General features: G+C 53.5%; 18 protein-coding genes. 11 read left to right on the top strand and 7 right to left on the bottom strand.

Annotation, left to right across the window (positions count from 1 at the left end; all coding sequences use genetic code 11):
* Nucleotides 1-42: 42 nt before the first annotated feature.
* The 4 genes from pgeF to rfaD form a co-directional block, all read right to left on the bottom strand.
* Nucleotides 43-864, bottom strand: a complete 822-nt coding sequence (gene pgeF / locus AMM48_RS10485; RefSeq protein ID WP_102783969.1) for a peptidoglycan editing factor PgeF — start codon at nt 862-864, stop codon at nt 43-45.
* A 58-nt stretch (nt 865-922) separates the two neighbouring features.
* On the bottom strand, nt 923-2,050 hold the full coding sequence (locus AMM48_RS10490; RefSeq protein ID WP_102783970.1) for an SAM-dependent methyltransferase: 1,128 nt from the start codon (nt 2,048-2,050) through the stop codon (nt 923-925).
* Entirely contained in the window at nt 2,047-2,901 is an 855-nt protein-coding gene (gene lgt / locus AMM48_RS10495) for a prolipoprotein diacylglyceryl transferase (RefSeq protein WP_198413522.1), read from the bottom strand. Before lgt ends, AMM48_RS10490 begins: the two co-directional genes overlap by 4 nt.
* A 110-nt stretch (nt 2,902-3,011) precedes the next feature.
* Nucleotides 3,012-3,998: an ADP-glyceromanno-heptose 6-epimerase gene (gene rfaD, locus AMM48_RS10500; RefSeq protein WP_102783972.1), complete on the bottom strand. Its 987-nt coding sequence runs from the start codon at nt 3,996-3,998 to the stop codon at nt 3,012-3,014.
* 203 nt (nt 3,999-4,201) lie between these two features.
* Here rfaD and AMM48_RS10505 point away from each other — a divergent pair, with 203 nt between their 5' ends.
* The 6 genes from AMM48_RS10505 to AMM48_RS10535 all read left to right on the top strand — a co-directional run bounded on the left by AMM48_RS10505 (nt 4,202) and on the right by AMM48_RS10535 (nt 8,315).
* Nucleotides 4,202-4,516, top strand: coding sequence for an accessory factor UbiK family protein (locus AMM48_RS10505; RefSeq protein ID WP_022731243.1), 315 nt, complete (start codon nt 4,202-4,204; stop codon nt 4,514-4,516).
* Between the two features lie 201 nt (nt 4,517-4,717).
* Complete coding sequence (locus AMM48_RS10510; protein ID WP_101299427.1) at nt 4,718-5,224, top strand: YbjN domain-containing protein; 507 nt, start codon at nt 4,718-4,720, stop codon at nt 5,222-5,224.
* Nucleotides 5,225-5,584: 360 nt separating this feature from the next.
* Nucleotides 5,585-6,400 carry a pyrroline-5-carboxylate reductase gene (gene proC / locus AMM48_RS10520; protein WP_022731240.1) on the top strand — a complete coding sequence of 272 codons (816 nt, stop codon included), beginning with the start codon at nt 5,585-5,587 and terminating at the stop codon, nt 6,398-6,400.
* A 32-nt stretch (nt 6,401-6,432) separates the two neighbouring features.
* Nucleotides 6,433-7,149: a TetR family transcriptional regulator gene (locus AMM48_RS10525; RefSeq protein ID WP_102783974.1), complete on the top strand. Its 717-nt coding sequence runs from the start codon at nt 6,433-6,435 to the stop codon at nt 7,147-7,149.
* 200 nt (nt 7,150-7,349) lie between these two features.
* On the top strand, nt 7,350-7,802 hold the full coding sequence (gene phaP / locus AMM48_RS10530; RefSeq protein WP_022731238.1) for a TIGR01841 family phasin: 453 nt from the start codon (nt 7,350-7,352) through the stop codon (nt 7,800-7,802).
* A 168-nt stretch (nt 7,803-7,970) separates the two neighbouring features.
* Entirely contained in the window at nt 7,971-8,315 is a 345-nt protein-coding gene (locus tag AMM48_RS10535; protein WP_022731237.1) for a tRNA-binding protein, read from the top strand.
* 191 nt (nt 8,316-8,506) lie between these two features.
* On the opposite strand, the gene AMM48_RS10540 is transcribed toward AMM48_RS10535, so the two are convergent.
* Complete coding sequence (locus AMM48_RS10540; RefSeq protein ID WP_102783975.1) at nt 8,507-9,997, bottom strand: PAS domain-containing methyl-accepting chemotaxis protein; 1,491 nt, start codon at nt 9,995-9,997, stop codon at nt 8,507-8,509.
* A 232-nt stretch (nt 9,998-10,229) separates the two neighbouring features.
* A complete protein-coding gene (locus AMM48_RS10545; protein ID WP_101299418.1) occupies nt 10,230-11,006 on the bottom strand; it encodes a ferredoxin--NADP reductase in 777 nt (258 codons plus the stop codon).
* A gap of 310 nt (nt 11,007-11,316) precedes the next feature.
* On the opposite strand from AMM48_RS10545, the gene AMM48_RS10550 reads away from it, so the two are divergent.
* Entirely contained in the window at nt 11,317-11,994 is a 678-nt protein-coding gene (locus tag AMM48_RS10550; protein ID WP_244271184.1) for a GntR family transcriptional regulator, read from the top strand.
* Here the strand turns inward: AMM48_RS10550 and AMM48_RS10555 are convergent.
* On the bottom strand, nt 11,991-12,596 hold the full coding sequence (locus AMM48_RS10555) for a TetR/AcrR family transcriptional regulator (protein ID WP_102783977.1): 606 nt from the start codon (nt 12,594-12,596) through the stop codon (nt 11,991-11,993). The two genes, AMM48_RS10550 and AMM48_RS10555, sit on opposite strands and share 4 nt — an antisense overlap.
* A gap of 121 nt (nt 12,597-12,717) precedes the next feature.
* Between AMM48_RS10555 and AMM48_RS10560 the strand changes: the two genes are divergently transcribed.
* The 4 genes from AMM48_RS10560 (at nt 12,718) to AMM48_RS10575 (ending at nt 16,014) form a co-directional block, all read left to right on the top strand.
* Nucleotides 12,718-13,119, top strand: coding sequence for a RidA family protein (locus AMM48_RS10560; RefSeq protein WP_102783978.1), 402 nt, complete (start codon nt 12,718-12,720; stop codon nt 13,117-13,119).
* A 213-nt stretch (nt 13,120-13,332) separates the two neighbouring features.
* Nucleotides 13,333-14,028, top strand: coding sequence for a nitroreductase family protein (locus AMM48_RS10565; RefSeq protein ID WP_102783979.1), 696 nt, complete (start codon nt 13,333-13,335; stop codon nt 14,026-14,028).
* A gap of 129 nt (nt 14,029-14,157) precedes the next feature.
* Nucleotides 14,158-15,063: a 50S ribosomal protein L11 methyltransferase gene (locus tag AMM48_RS10570; protein ID WP_158246455.1), complete on the top strand. Its 906-nt coding sequence runs from the start codon at nt 14,158-14,160 to the stop codon at nt 15,061-15,063.
* A 57-nt stretch (nt 15,064-15,120) separates the two neighbouring features.
* Entirely contained in the window at nt 15,121-16,014 is an 894-nt protein-coding gene (locus AMM48_RS10575; protein ID WP_102783981.1) for a tail fiber protein, read from the top strand.
* Nucleotides 16,015-16,030: the final 16 nt, after the last annotated feature.

Raw genomic sequence — 16,030 nt, forward strand, 5'->3', positions numbered from 1 at the left:
AAAGAAAAACAACATAATCAAATGTGGCATGGCGTATCCCCCTTACGCTTCTGACAGCATGATCGCGGAAAGCTGCCGGCCATAATCGGGCTCCTTGCGAAGCGTCGTCCGGCGGTAACTGTAAAACAGGTCTTCTTGCGCCAACGTGTCGCGCGCCACAAGTTCGACCTTGGCAATGCCAGTCGCAATCGTGCGGCGATGCACATATTCCGGCAGATCAAACATATAGTGTCCGACACGCGACGACGCATCAAAAAGGTCTTTGTTGCCTTCTGGTCCGTCAAGGATCGTATCGCGGAATGCGGCGTCCACCTCATAAGATGCGCGCGCGATACACGGACCAACAGCGGCAATAATGTTTTCGCGGCTCGCACCCAGCTTTTCCATCGCCGTCACTGTTGTTTCGGAAACCCCGCCATAAGACCCGCGCCATCCCGAATGGCACGCGCCAATTACACCAGCCTTGGGATCGTGAAACAAAACCGGCGTGCAATCAGCGGTCAGAATGCCCAGCATAATACCCGGACGGTCCGTCACCATCGCATCGGCCTTCGGCGCCTCGTCACGTGACAGCGACCGATCCAGCACGGCAACATCCGTACCATGCACCTGATACACCGTTGTCAGGTCATCGGGCGCCACCGCAAATGCCTTGGCGGCACGTGCGCGGTTTTCGGCCACCCGGGACTTATCGTCGTCGGAGCCAAACCCGACATTAAGCCCACCGTGAATGCCGTCGCTAACCCCGCCCTTGCGACTGAAAAATCCGTGCCGCAGCGATGATGGGGTGCCAAGGTTTTCGGCCTCAAACCACTCAAGCCCGTTTGCAGTGCGGGCGATACCATGCGTTATCGGATGGGTCATGCTGTGGTGTGCTCCGTGCTTACGTCATCATCAGTCGGCGTTTACGGGTTTATCGGGTTCACCCTTCTACCCCGCTAATGCAGGGTGGCGGTGTCGTCGTCGCACCATAGCCGATCAGTACTTTAAAAAGCGTTCCCATCTGATCGGGCGCGATTAACCGCGCAAGTGCCTGATCAATCGCCTTTGCCTGTTCTTCGCTGGCATCGGTTTTTAAAAGTTCGGCACGCTGTTCAATGCCCAGCATCGCCAAAAACGTCCCCTGGGTTAATACCGCCCCGGTCCGCGCGCCCGCCTCAATCATCGCGCGTGAAATGGCGGCGAAATCAACATGGGCTGTCAAATCAACATCGCCCGGCTGTGACAGAACCGGATGATATTCATGGGCCTTTACCGCCTGCAACGTATCGCCAAACGCACTATGGGGATGACCGTAATCGATAAACAATGCCGCCCCGCCGTTGTCATTTAAACGGCGCGCAATCTGATCGGCAATGGCAATCGCCGGGCCGCAGGACTCAAAAATGTCGCCCTCTTTCGCCGTCCCGCGCAGGGTCGCAGGCACCAGCGCATCGGCCACCGGCGTTTCACGTCCGCGCACAAACCCAAGTTCACCACCCTCTGCATCAACCCCGACAAGCCGTTCGGCCCATCCGGTTTCCCCACGTTCAAACTGGCGGATCGGAAGCGCGTCAAAGAACTCATTGCCAATGACAATCGTCGGCACACCGGCCCGACCGGGGATATCGTCAAACGCTTCGTGCCATGTTGCGGGAATGCCATATGGCATGATTGATGTTTGCTGATGGGTGCGCAAAACCGGGCTGGTTTCAACAAACCGAACCGTGATCGCATCACTAAAGCCCGGCACATTACGCACCGCGCGCAGGGCATCGGACATCAAGGTTCCGCGCCCCGGCCCCAGTTCGACCAGATCGATTTTCGACGGACCACCCATCTGTTGCCAGCTCACCGCTGCCCAAAGACCAATCAACTCGCCAAACATCTGGCTGATTTCAGGCGCGGTAATAAAATCCCCCGCCCGGCCAAACGGGTCCTGTTTGCGGTAATAGCCAAATTCAGGATGGGCGAGGGCCTCATTCATGAAATCGGCAATCGTGATCGGCCCGGACAACGAAATCCGGCGTTTGATATGCTCAAGTAGCGGGTTGGCAGACGGTTCGGTCACGCGGTCTTTCCATCTTTGCTTTTGGGGTCATCCTTGGGATGCACGCGGGTTTCAATCGGCTTGCGCTTCAAGGCATATGCAATGACAGCCGCCCCGGCCAGAACCATCGGAATCGACAGCAACTGCCCCATCGTCGTCCCGCCCACCAGATAGCCAAGCTGCACATCGGGTTGACGGAAAAACTCGATAATGATCCGCGAAATGCCATACCCGGCAACGAACGTCCCGCCGAGAATTCCCGGACGGTGGCGCACGAACGCACTGCGTGACAATACAAACAGAACGATAAACAGGATCAGCCCTTCAAGGGCTGCTTCATACAGCTGGCTTGGATGGCGTGGCATTGGTCCGCCATTGGGGAACACCATGCCCCACGGCGCATCGGTCGCACGGCCAAAAAGCTCGCCATTGATGAAATTGGCAATACGGCCAAAGAACAAACCAATCGGGGTCGCCACCGCCGCAGCATCCAGAACCGCAAGAATCGAAATCCCGCGTTTGCGCGCAAACAGAATGATCGCAACAATCACGCCCATGAACCCGCCATGGAACGCCATGCCGCCTTGCCAGACCTTCAGGATATTGGCCGGGTTATCGATGTAGTAATCGAAATTGTAAAACAGCACATAGCCAATCCGCCCGCCAAGGATCACCCCAAGTGTGGCCCAGAACAGCAAATCATCAACATCGTTTTTGCTCATGATCTTTGGGGTTTTGGTGCAGTAATACACCACGTATTGCCAGCCGATCAGAAGGCCTGCGATATAGGCCAGCGCATACCAGCGAATGGCAATCGGGCCGATGGAAATCGCAATCGGGTCTATTGCCGGAAAGGCAAGGCTGAGCATCAAAAAAACTCCGGTCCGAAACGGGGATTAAACAAAATGGCGTATCAGGATGTCACAAAGGATATGGGCAGCATCATGGCAGTCACCTTTCGGGCGCCACAACCCCCATTTGATCAGCGGAACGGATCGTCTGTTGCCAGATAATCCTGCACATAGCACCGCACGCCTTCTTCAAGCGACGTCATCTCCGCGTCATAGCCTGCTTGACGCAGCTTGGCCATGTTGGCCTCGGTAAAATACTGGTACTTGTCGCGGATCGATTCTGGTGTTGGCACATATTTAATATCGGGCGTCTTGCCCATCGCATCAAACACCGAAAGTGCCAGGTCCTTGAAACTGCGTGCCTTGCCGGTTCCAACGTTAAACAGGTCGCTGACATCGGGGTGGTCATAAAGCCACATGATGATATTGACCACATCACCGACCCAGACAAAATCACGCAACTGCCCGCCATCTTCATAATCGGGATGGTGTGATTTAAACAGGGTCGCGGTTTCCCCCGCTGACAGTTTGTCAAACATTTGGGAGACGACCGAACGCATCCCGCCCTTATGATATTCATTGGGGCCATAAACGTTGAAAAACTTCAACCCAGCCCACTGTTTGGGGCGGAAGCCGTTCTGATCCAGAATGCGGCGGAACCGGCGATCAGTCGCATGTTTCGACCAGCCATAGGCATTAAGTGGCGCCAGTTTCGCCATGTCGCCTTCGTTAAAGCTGTCGTCAAACCCTTGCTTGCCATCGCCATATGTTGCCGCCGATGACGCATAGATCAGGCGCGCGGAATGGCGTGAACACCATTCCCAAAGCCATGTGGTCAGTTTCAGGTTGTTGGCAACGATCTTGTCCGCGTCGGTTTCGGTGGTCGCAGAAATCGCCCCCATGTGGAAAATCGCATCGACATCGCCCGAATGCTGTTCAAGAAATACTGGCAGTTCATCGGGATGAATGATGTCACGCAGGTTCCGCTTGGCGATGTTTTTCCATTTGATGCCATCGCGCAGGCGATCCACGACAACAATGTCGGTTTCACCGCGGTCTTCAAGGGCGGCAACAATATTGGAGCCGATAAATCCGGCACCACCGGTAACGATAAGCATGACGTTCTCCTGACGGGTATCGGGGCGTGAGCCCGTCCCATGAATTCTAATCTGACCACTTTATAGGACCGCCCCTGATCTGGAGCAAGAAAAGCCATTGAAAACGAGGATATTCTCACGCCGAAAGGACGATCAACTTGCCCCGCATCGCATAACCAACCATATTACGATCAACAATTTGATCGCAAACGCCGGAGACGAACATGCAAATCAATAACCGCATTCTCGATGACCTGACCCGTGTCACCAATTCTGCACTGGGCACCATGACCGGCGTCAAAGGCGAAGTCGACGCAATGATCCGTCAGCAGTTTGAGAAAATCCTGGTGAACATGGATCTGGTCACCCGCGAAGAATTCGACGTTGTGCATGATGTTGCCATTCGCGCAGCCGAACGCATTGACGCGCTCGAAGCCAAAATTACCGATCTTGAAAAACGTCTTGCCGTTGCCGATGCGCCCAAGAAACCGGCAGCAAAACGCACCAGCGCAAAAACAACTGCGAAAAAAGACGTATAACCGGGCCACCCTCCCCACATTAAGGTCAGATAACCGTCGTTCTTTGGTCGGATAAGCCCCGTCTTACCCGGCCAATTGGGAACGCAGGACGACAATGACATGAAACTCATTGCAGTCCTGCGATTAAGGGCGGTTGAAACACGGCACGCCGCGGCATATAGTGCGCGCCCTTTCGCATATGCTTAAACAGGCTGGGTTTATATGAACGACCAACCCGACGATATTGGCGATATGGACGACGAAAATCCGTTGCTCCTTGTCGAAGATATCGCCCGCACCAACCAATGGCACCTGGAACGACGCAGCACCGATGAAGTGGTGGTCGAGATTCCGGGCCATTGGTGCACGTATCTGGTCTATTTCACCTGGCGTGACGATGCAGAAGCATTGCACATCGCATGTTGCTTTGACCTGTTCGTGCCCGAACCCTTGCGCCCGCGCATGTATGAACTGGTGACCAAATGTAACGAGCAACTCTGGATCGGGCATTTCGGTCTGTGGCTCGAAGAAAACATGCCGCTGTTTCGTCACACACTGTTGTTTGGCGGCGACGTCCCCCCAATGGTCGAACAATTCGAAGAAATGATCGACATTGCGGTCTCGGAATGTGAACGGTTTTTCCCGGCGTTTAATTTCGTACTGGGTCAGGGCAAATCCCCCGACGAAGCTTTGATGCATTCCATGCTAGAACCGCTTGGGCAGGCGTAACCGCCCAAACCCACTTCCACCGATCACGCGTATCAGGACGGCATAGTGCCGTCCTTTTGCATATAACGGCCTGTTGCAGCGCTTTTTTTTCGGTTTCATCATATGGTCGGCGAAACAAAATAAACGCCACCTTGGCACCGAAAGCAGATCATCGAACAAAATAAAATCCGGCAAAACCCACCAACCACAGCCAAACACCCCGCTTGTGATGTACATAACTATTTTTGGTGCCCCCACCTTCGCCACCTCTTGCCCTACGGCCTGACTTGACCCACCTTGAGAAGATCGCTACGGCATTGGATCACGACTGTTGAGTGCACCCCGCACAACAGTATCGGATGGATAAAGCGGAGCAATTTTATGAATACGCGTCTTTTGCTGGTCGGTTGCGGAAAGATGGGCAGTGCCATGCTCGAAGGCTGGCTTGCCCAAGGGCTTGTTGCCAGCAATGTCTATATTGTTGAGCAGCCCGAAGCGGCCGAGAAACTCCAAACCAGCTATGGCATCAATGGCATCACTGATGTCAAAGACGTGCCCAAGGACTTTAGCCCGCAAGTCGTGCTGTTTGCCGTCAAACCACAGGTCCTGCCTGATGTGATTGACGCCTATAAACCACTTGCACGCGCGGAAACCGTGTTTCTGTCGGTGGCGGCGGGCAAAACCATTGAATTCTTTACCAGCCATCTGGGCGAAAACGCCCGCATTGTGCGTGCCATGCCCAACACACCTGCTGCGGTCTCGCGCGGCATGACCGTGATGTGCCCAACTGAAAATGTCAGCATCGCCCAGTGCAACATGTGCGAAACCCTGCTTAAAACCGTCGGTCTTGTGTCCTGGGTCGAGGATGAAAGCCTGATGGATGCGGTCACCGCCCTTTCAGGAAGCGGACCGGCCTATATCTTCCATCTGGTCGAAGCCATGGCACAGGCGGGTGAAACCGCGGGGCTTCCCGCAGAACAGGCGATGTTGCTTGCCCGTCAGACCGTGGTTGGTGCGGGTTTCCTGCTTGATAGCAGCGAAGAAACCGCCGAAACCCTGCGCCAGAATGTCACAAGCCCCGGCGGCACCACGGCGGCCGCCCTTAATGTTTTGATGGATCAGAAATCCGGATTGCCCGAACTGATGACCCGTGCGGTTGAAGCCGCCCGCAAACGGTCGGTCGAACTGGCGGGCTAAAACACCCCGCCCTCACCAATAAGGAGACAGTCATGCCTGCGAAAAAGGATATCCCAAATACCCTGATCACGGCCGCCATGAAACTGGCCGCCGATAAAAGCTGGCATGACGTCACCCTGATCGATATCGCCCAGACCGCTGGCCTGACGGTTGCGGAATGTTACGATCATTGTCGTGGCAAGGGCGATATCCTTCGCAAATTCATCCATAAAATCGACCGCGACGTTCTCGCCGATCTCGATGCCGAAGATTTCAACGAGCCCGGCCACGACCGGCTTATCGCAATTGTGATGGCGCGCTTTGATGCGCTGGCGGCCTATCGCCCTGCCCTGCGCTCGATCCTGTGCGCCCGTGGTGATCTTGGCCCGGCAGATTCTTTGCGTGCCATTAAAACTCATTTCGGATCGATGCGCTGGATGCTCGACGCGGCAGGCTTTCGCACCGGCGGCCTTCACGGCAGCCTGCGCATTGCCGCGATGACCGGGATCTATGCCCGCTGCTTTAAGCTGTGGCTTGATGATACCAGTACCGACTTTGGCCCGACCATGGCCCTGCTTGATCGTGAATTGTCAAAGGCCGCAACATGGGACGCCCGGGTTGAAAAGGGTCTTGGCAAGGCGCATCGCCTGTGCGGCAAAATTTCAAAAAAATATCACCGTTTTGCAGCAAAAAAACATGGTTCATCCCAACAGGAAACCACGGCGCAAACGCCCGCACAGACCAGTAGTTCTTCTGCAACAGCACCCTAAGTATCTGATCTGAAAATCAAAAGAGACATAGATACCCAGGGTTATGTTACCAACATAAAACACTAACCTTACGGTTTTTGTGCAGTGCAAAATAATCCTTGACGAAAGCGATCCGTTCCTTCATATTGCAGTTGAATTTGTGCGGCGCACAATAGCGCCTCATTCCATAAATGTTCAAATTTTTAGATGGAGTGCAAACCATGACCGCCGCAAAAAAGGCAACGAACCCGTTCTTTGATCTCGACTTCACCAAGTACACCGCGGACTTTAAAATTCCGGGTGTTGACGTGAACGAAATGATGGCTTTCCAGCGTAAAAACATGGAAGCCCTGACCAAAGCCAACAAGGTAGCCTTCGATGGTTTCCAGGCTGTTGCTCAGCGCCAGGGTGAAATCTTCAAGTCGCTGCTGGACAAAGTCCAGACGCAGGGCAAAGATTTTGCTGCTACATCCGCTGACGACCCGATGGCGTCTGCTGCAAAGCAGACCGAAGTCGCGAAAGCCGCATACGAAGAAGCACTTTCGAATGCCAAGGAACTGTCAGGTCTGGTAACCAAGTCTCAGGAAGAGGCACTTTCTCTTCTGCAGACTCGCTTTACCGATTCTCTCGACGAATTCAAAACCGTAATCGAAAAGAGTGCGGTCGCGAAGTAACAGCTTAACGCTTTACACTTCCCGTAATCTACTTGATGGCAGGACCTTCTGGTCCTGCCATTTTTCTTATGTTTTGCTCAAACTCCTGACTTTGGACCGGCCCGTGCTTTGGACTTCTCAGACCAGACGTCCCGCATTAATCTGGCGCCATAACAAGGAGACCACATCATGAGCGAAATCAGTTTTGATGATTTTCTAAAAGTCGATATCCGCGTTGGTACTGTTATTGATGCGCAAGACTTCCCCGAAGCCCGCCGCCCGGCCTTAAAACTGTGGGTGGATTTCGGCCCGGACATCGGCACCAAAAAAACATCAGCCCAGATCACCAAATATTACACCCCCGAAAAGCTGATCGGCCGTCAGGTCGCGGGCGTTATCAACTTCCCCAAAAAACAGGTCGGACCGTTCATGTCCGAATTCCTGTGTTTGGGTTTTCCCGATGGCGCGGATGACAAAGGCATCGTTCTGATCAAACCTGATCAGGAAGTCCCCAATGGCAGTCGATTGTTTTAACCCCACATCACGTCCGGCTTCGCACACACGCTTTGCCTGACTGTGCAACCGACGGGTACAGCTGGAACGGTGACAACCGATCTTTTGACGCCCTGCTTTTCGATAAAGATCGTCCTCAAGGTCGCCTTTGCCAAAAAATAGGGCGGGAACACATCGTGCCCCCGCCCACTCTGCCTCATAGCTGTTATCAGCTATCGTGCAAGAACGAGTGCCGCCTCGCGGGTTCGAACAACGGTGCCCGACACCAGTGATGATGCGTCACGGATATAACGGACGGTTGATGAAAACCGTTCAACCGATTCTGCCATGCGTTGCATATTGCCCGACACTTCCTGGGTCACCGCACTTTGTTCTTCGACTGCGGACGAAATCGTGGTGACGTTATTCACAACACCTTCGACATCGCCCTGAATGGTACCAAGAACGTTGGTCACTTCTTCTGTTATCCGCTGAACACCTTCAATTTCACCGGTAATCTGCTCGGTTGCGCGGGCCACCTGATTGGCAAGGTTTTTGACCTCGGTAGCGACCACCGCAAACCCTTTGCCTGCTTCCCCCGCACGGGCAGATTCGATCGTTGCATTGAGCGCCAGCAGGTTAATCTGTCCGGCGATACCTTGAATAACGTCAATGATGTTGCTCATCGCGCCAACAACTTCGGTCATTCTGCCGGTCGAGAGACCTGCCTGAACCGCCTTTTCCAGCACCAGATCGGTCGATCCGCGTGCTTCATCCATGCTGCGCGAAATTTCTGCAATCGATGCCGCAAGTTGCTCAGTCCCTGCGGCGACCGCCTGAACATTGGCAGATGTTTCATCGCAAGACGTAGTTGCCACATCTGATCGCTGATCAAGCTCGCCCAGACTGTGATCAATTTCGGTGAAATTAGTATCGATCATCACCTTAAGATCCGACAGCAAATTCACCTGTTCAGTAATGTCCGTGGCATATTTGATGACTTTATAAGGATTGCCGTCCGGATCAAAAATCGGGTTGTAAGACGCCTCGATCCAGATTTCTTTCCCGCTCTTGGCAATGCGCTTGAACTGCCGTGCACAGAAATTCCCGCGGCCCAGATCTCTCCAAAATTCCGCGTATTCTGCACTGCTTGAATATTGCGGATCGACAAAGATTTTGTGGCGGCGACCAACAACTTCCGACAGTTCATAGCCCATCACATTCAGGAAATTGTCGTTGGCGTCCAGAATGTTTCCCTGAAGATCAAACTCAATCACCGCCTGGCTGCGGTTGATCGCATTTACCTTGCCTTCGAAATCGGCAAATGTCTGCTGACGCTTGGAGATGTCGGATGCAAATTTGACGATCTTGACAACCTCGCCTTTTTTATTGCGTACCGGGTTATAGGTTGCTTCGATCCAGACCCGCTGGCCGCTTTTGGTGATGCGTGGGAATGCTGCGGATTTAAACGTGCCGCCGCGCAAATCAGACCAGAACGTATCGTAGTCCGGACTGTTTTTGATTTCGGCAGGCACAAATATCGCGTGATGCTTGCCAACGATTTCGGCCAGCTCATATCCCAATACCGACAAAAAGTTATCATTTGCCCGCAATATCGTTCCTTGCGGATCAAACTCGATAACGGCCTGCGACTGGTCAAGTGCTGTCAAAGTCTCGTTCGCCAGAGAACCGGTGTTGCGCTTAAAAAAATTGAAAATGGTCATGGTAAACTCCTATCAATCGTCATTAAGGCAGAACACTGCCTCTTACTGCCGAACGCGGCGTTGAGAGGAATTTACGCAAAACACCTATACAAAAATATCCTCATTTGAGGAGGTATATATCCATAGGTATATATTTTTGGATCAAAACATTAAAAAAGGACACAAACGCAATGCGCTGTGCCCTTTTAAAATAGCCGATTATTTTTGAAACCAGCGTTATCAAGCCTTGAAATTACTTCTCGACAAACGCCTTCTCGATGACGAAGTGGCCCGGCTCGTTCATGTTGCCTTCTTTGCCGCCCCACTCGACCAGCATCTCACGCGTGTCGGCAATCATTTCCGGATTGCCGCACAGCATGAAGCGGTCATTTTCAAGGGATGGCTTGGGCAGGCCAAGGTCGCTATACAGCTTGCCCGATTTCATCAGTTCGGTGATGCGGCCCTGATTTTTGAACTCTTCGCGGGTGACGGTCGGATAGTACAGAAGCTTGCTCTGAACGTCTTCGCCAAAGAATTCATTGTTGGGCAGTTCGCTGTGAATGAATTCCTGATAGGCCAGTTCACGCACTTCGCGGCAGCCATGCACCAGAATGACCTTGTCATAGCGCTCGTAGGTTTCGTAATCGCGGATCACGCTCATGAACGGCGCCAAACCCGTCCCGGTCGACAACAGCCACAGGTTTTTGCCCGGCAGCAAGTTGTCATGGATCAGGGTTCCGGTTGGCTTGCGCCCTACCAGGATCTTGTCACCCAGCTTGACGTGCTGCAAACGCGACGTCAGCGGTCCATCGGGCACCTTGATCGAGAAGAATTCAAGCTCTTCATCATAGTTCGCACTGACCATCGAATAGGCGCGCAAAAGCGGCTTGCCTTCAACTTCGAGGCCGATCATCGCGAACTGACCATTGATGAACCGAAAGCCCGGATCACGCGTGGTTTTGAACGTGAAGAGAGTGTCCGTCCAGTGATGGACATAGGTGACGGTTTCTTCGTTAAAATTGCTGGCCATAACGCTGCATCAATCCGTTTCGTCTAAAGATGTTTTCAGGGGCGCGGCGGGAATAAGGATGTATATCCCGGCAAAACGTCCATGCCAAGTTGGCGCGATTTAACATCACTTCACCGTATATCGCAAGAAAACAATCTCATTTTTTGTAATTTTTGTGTGAATTACACAAATTTATACAAAATATATGTAGAATATTGTCTGACAATCATGCACGATAGAGTGACCCGCCCCGATTGGCAACACGGCATTGCTGTGTGATACCCGATCAGAACCGGGCGAACAATGATCCACCGCAAACGGGTGATATATGATGCAACCTGCCGCAGAAAAACCCGACAACCTGACGGTTCAGCACATCACGGACGCCATTACCAATGCCATCCGCGAAGGCCGTCTGGCCCCCGGACAGCGGCTGACCGAAAACGACTTTGCCAAGAAACTGTCGGTGAGCCGCCCGTCTGTGCGCGAAGCTTTTCGTCAGTTGACCTCGGACGGCCTGCTGCTTTCCCAGCCATATCGCGGCGTCAGTGTCCGGCACATGACCCGGCGCGAAGTCGATGACCTGTTTACTGTTCGAAGCGCGCTGGAAGGACTGGCCGTACGGTTGGCGACACCAATGCTGCACGCAGACATCAGCCCACTTGAAACCATCCAGGACCAGCTTGATCGCGCCGAGGCCGCCCGCGACCTCACCGCCATGTCGCGCCATAACCTTGCCTTTCACATGCTGTTTGCCGATGTCAGCGGCAATGCCCTGCTATGCGAACAGCTGCGCCGGATCGCCAATAACGTCTATTGGCTGCAATTTCGCGTGCTTGTCGCCGACGAGAAGGTCCTGGCGACCAATGGCGCACACCGCGAAATCGTTGTCGCGATCAAACAAGGGGATGCCAAACGGGCCGAGTCTATCATGGTCGATCACGTCGACCAGTCGCGCCAATTGGTGCAGGCCCTGCCCGACGATCATTTCAATGATCACGCGTCCTAAACACGGCTTTCTGGCGTGATCAGAACACCAGACGCAAGACATTCGAACGCCGCTACGACCTTGGGCAAGGTCGCCTCTGGAGTCTCACTTGCGGCCACCCAAAGTGCCGCATTAAGTGCAACACCGTTCAGAAGCCGCGCGATGGCTTCAATATCAACAGGTTTGATCGCCTTCTCGGCCGCAAGTTCCTGCAAGGTCGCGATTGTTGCCTGAAGGCAGCGGTTCTGACTTGGCCATTGTGACGGATCGCCAAGCACAGCCGGACCATCGAGCAACACGATCCGCTGCACTTCGGGCTGAAGCGCCATTTCGATATAGGCCGCCCCTTCGGCCAAAAGGCCTTTCCAGCCACCTCCGGCTTTCTGGCCCGCTTCATGTGCGCATGTGGCCATAACGGTGTCGATCTCATCCACAACCGCCGCCATCAATCCCTTCTTGTCACCAAAGTTGTGATAGAGCGCACCGCGCGTCAAACCGACATCTGCTGTCAGATCGTCCATCGATGCACCGGAATAGCCTTTTTCCGCAAACGCCTTGCGACCTGCGGCAATTAGTTTTGCGCGCGTTTCCGCCATTTTAGCTGCGCGGGTTGTTATCGCCATGTCCCACCTTTTTCATATACGCACCGTATGTCATTGACATACGTTTCGTATGTCGTTAGTTAATATACGCATCGTATGTGAATACCCAAAACAATTCCACTCTTACCTTAATGAGGACAACATGCCCCTTACCAACAAACCCGTTTTCCCCGCAAACCGTCATGATCTTTATGAACAGCATGGCTATTCAGCAGCCATACAGTCCGGTGACCTGCTCTTCGTCTCTGGCCAGGTTGGCAGCCGCGAAGACGGCTCTCCCGAACCCGATTTCCGCAAGCAAGTCACCCTTGCATTTAACAATCTCAAGGCCGTGCTCGCCGCCGCAGACTGCACCATCGATGACATCGTTGATGTCACAACGTTTCATACAGATCCAGAACATCAGTTCGAAACAATCATGGACGTAAAAAGCACCGTCTTTGATCAGGCGCCCTATCCGAACTGGACGGCGATTGGTGTCAACTGGCTGGCCGGGTTCGATTTCGAAATCAAAGTGATCGCCCGTATTCCTGCCAAGGTTTGATTTCTTCCGATAAACGCCCTGCTGCATTTTTTGCTGCGGCAGGGCGTTTTGGGACCTCACAAGATGCTTGGCCAATATCTGGCCACCAGTCCGACCTCTCACCCAAACATACTGGCTTTGCCCCAAAATTCTACTTTTGACACTTGTTCTAGGGCACATCTCCCCGTACGATTGTCTGACAATTTAATAAAACAACAATTTCAGGGAAGTGCCATGACTGCCACCAAGGGCCTGACAACTGACTTCGTTCCGATCCCCCTGCCAGATTATCAGGAATATGATGTGGCGCAGATGCGCGCGCGGGCTCAGGGATTTTATGACGACATTAAAACCCGCCACACCGTGCGCGATTTTTCTGACCGGCCCGTGCCGCGCGACATTATTGAAACCTGCATCCGTGCGGCAGGAACCGCGCCAAATGGCGCCAATCATCAGCCATGGCATTTTTCGGTCATTGGCGCCCCGGCGATGAAAAAGCAGATCCGCGATGCGGCTGAGGAAGAAGAACGCGCCTTTTACGCGGGACGTGGCGGCGAAGAATGGCTCGACGCGCTTGGCCCGCTGGGCACGGATGACAGCAAACCGTTTCTTGAAATCGCACCCTGGCTGATCTGCATCTTTGGCGAACGCAAAAGCACCTCGGCCGATGGCAAGCTGCGCAAGAACTATTACGTCCCGGAATCGGTCTCCATCGCGACAGGCTTTCTGATTGCCGCCCTGCACCGTGCGGGCCTTGCAACCCTGACGCACACGCCAAGCCCGATGAGCTTCCTGACCGACATTTGCGGACGCCCGGACCACAACAAACCCTATATCCTGCTTGTCACCGGCTACCCGGCCCCGGATGCCACCATCCCGGCCCATGCGACCGAGAAGAAAGACCTTTCGGAAATCGCGACGTTTTTCTAAACGCACCGTCTTTAGCATAAGGGATTGAATCTTATTTATTTCCCCATCGGCATACAATAGGATTACCTGGATCAGGAAGCAGAGTATCCGCAAGAGGTAACAATGAATTTCTCGGCACAGAGAAACGCCATGTCATTGCACGGCCATGCAAATGCGTTCAGCAACATGCTGCAAGATAATCAGCGCATGCAGGCCTATCGGACAGCACTTGAAAAACTTGTCACCCCTGAAAGCGTTGTGGCCGATGTGGGAACCGGTATGGGGGTACTTGCGCTTTTTGCCGCCCGCGCCGGAGCGAAGAAAGTCTATGCCATTGAACGTGTTCCCGAAGCTGCGGAGCTGGCACGCAAGAATATTGCTGCCAATGGCTATAGCGACACGATTGAAGTTGTCGTCGGCGATGCCGAGACAATTCGCCTGCCTGAAAAAGTGGATATTCTGGTTACGGAAACGATGGGAACAACCGGCGTTGACGAGCAAATCCAGAGTTTGGCCGGCGCCTTTGCACGTAACAATCTTAAGCTTGATGGCATTGCCATCCCACATACCGTGCGCGCTATGATTGCCCCGTCTGATTTTAGTCACTTAACAAATGCGCTGCACTCCAGCTCCGCCATCGCCGATTTTGACTGGTCGGTTCTAGAAGCCCTTCCCGGTGATCACAATATGGCTTTCAAGATGCCGGAGACAGATTTCGTACCGTTGGGCCCGCCCGCTATACTGGATGAAGTCACCGTAGGCCTGACCGAGGTTCCGACAGCCGATCCGCTCAAGATAAATCTGGTCATTGATCGTCCCGGCATTCTAAGATCTTTTGTCATTTGGTTTGAGGCAGATATGGCACCATCTCTGGATCCGGATCTGCAAATTGTCAATTATCCCGGCCAGACAAGGGCATCTTGGTCTTGCGGTATTTTCACCTTGGGCGATCCGATACCGGTTGCGACCGGGGATTCTCTTATCGTCGCTGTTGATACAGGCCGCCGACAGCACAGCTTAAACTGGTCACTTCGCTGGATGAAGAACAACTCGTAACGTCATGTTTCAATTCGTGCCTTTAGCCTTTCCCCTCTAGATTGATTGGATTTGATCATGGGACCTGAATCCTATATCGGAAGCGTAAGCTGCACTGCCGGAAACTTTGCACCTAGAGACACGGTTCTTTGCCTTGGCCAAACTATTGGCATCTCGAATTATGCATCTCTCTATTCCATTATCGGCGACACATTCGGCGGGGACGGTCGCATCACTTTTTGCTTGCCCGATATGCGCGGCAGAACGGCCGTTGGCGTTGGTCAGGGACCAACCTTGGACAACGTAATCCGTGGGGAAAAACGCGGTGCGGAAAGCGCCATCGTGCCTGTGCCAAAGCATAATCATGACGCAGAAGTAGGCGTAGTTTCACCCGCCTATCCGGTAACCGGAAGCATCAACACTCCTATCGGCTTGCTATCAGGCAATGCAAATCTGAACATTTCAAGCAGTACATTGTCCGGCACGGCATCGGTGAGCGGTACGGCTCCTGTATCCGGGACAACACCTGTGACTTTGAACGGATACGTCGGCGTTAACACTACCAATGGCTCTTCACCCGTCCCGCAGATGAATGGCTCCCTTGCCAAAGCAACAGTTGGTGGAAACCCCGTCAGTATGTTCGATACCGGCCCGACTCCCGGTGATGTGTCTGGAGGGTGGGTAACTGTTTCCGGCGATATTCCAGCTACCGGAAAAACTGTTGATGGTAGCGGCTTTAGCATCGACACCAGCGGCTTGACCGTGTCGGTGGCCGGCTATGCTGAAACAAACGGCCTTGCTGTCGACATTCCCCCCTCGGTTTTCAATCTTTCTGCGATCGTTCCCGAGGGCAACTTCAGGGCTTTCGTTCATGATAGCGGTGAACCTGAGGCAACAGTCGAGACAATCCCCCCACAGATTGGTCTCAATTGGGTAATCGTGACCGATGGCATATATCCGCCGCGCCCTTAACGACCAACCGCTAACG

Origin of the sequence: Thalassospira sp. GB04J01 (assembly GCF_000751115.1) — a bacterium.
Lineage (GTDB): Bacteria > Pseudomonadota > Alphaproteobacteria > Rhodospirillales > Thalassospiraceae > Thalassospira > Thalassospira lucentensis.

Coding starts and splice junctions, on each gene's coding strand:
- pgeF (WP_102783969.1), bottom strand. CDS start 864: ATGACCCATCCGATAACGCATGGTATCGCCCGCACTGCAAACGGGCTT.
- rfaD (WP_102783972.1), bottom strand. CDS start 3,998: ATGCTTATCGTTACCGGTGGTGCCGGATTTATCGGCTCCAATATTGTT.
- AMM48_RS10505 (WP_022731243.1), top strand. CDS start 4,202: ATGCAAATCAATAACCGCATTCTCGATGACCTGACCCGTGTCACCAAT.
- AMM48_RS10510 (WP_101299427.1), top strand. CDS start 4,718: ATGAACGACCAACCCGACGATATTGGCGATATGGACGACGAAAATCCG.
- proC (WP_022731240.1), top strand. CDS start 5,585: ATGAATACGCGTCTTTTGCTGGTCGGTTGCGGAAAGATGGGCAGTGCC.
- AMM48_RS10525 (WP_102783974.1), top strand. CDS start 6,433: ATGCCTGCGAAAAAGGATATCCCAAATACCCTGATCACGGCCGCCATG.
- phaP (WP_022731238.1), top strand. CDS start 7,350: ATGACCGCCGCAAAAAAGGCAACGAACCCGTTCTTTGATCTCGACTTC.
- AMM48_RS10535 (WP_022731237.1), top strand. CDS start 7,971: ATGAGCGAAATCAGTTTTGATGATTTTCTAAAAGTCGATATCCGCGTT.
- AMM48_RS10540 (WP_102783975.1), bottom strand. CDS start 9,997: ATGACCATTTTCAATTTTTTTAAGCGCAACACCGGTTCTCTGGCGAAC.
- AMM48_RS10545 (WP_101299418.1), bottom strand. CDS start 11,006: ATGGCCAGCAATTTTAACGAAGAAACCGTCACCTATGTCCATCACTGG.
- AMM48_RS10550 (WP_244271184.1), top strand. CDS start 11,317: ATGCAACCTGCCGCAGAAAAACCCGACAACCTGACGGTTCAGCACATC.
- AMM48_RS10555 (WP_102783977.1), bottom strand. CDS start 12,596: ATGGCGATAACAACCCGCGCAGCTAAAATGGCGGAAACGCGCGCAAAA.
- AMM48_RS10560 (WP_102783978.1), top strand. CDS start 12,718: ATGCCCCTTACCAACAAACCCGTTTTCCCCGCAAACCGTCATGATCTT.
- AMM48_RS10565 (WP_102783979.1), top strand. CDS start 13,333: ATGACTGCCACCAAGGGCCTGACAACTGACTTCGTTCCGATCCCCCTG.
- AMM48_RS10570 (WP_158246455.1), top strand. CDS start 14,158: ATGTCATTGCACGGCCATGCAAATGCGTTCAGCAACATGCTGCAAGAT.
- AMM48_RS10575 (WP_102783981.1), top strand. CDS start 15,121: ATGGGACCTGAATCCTATATCGGAAGCGTAAGCTGCACTGCCGGAAAC.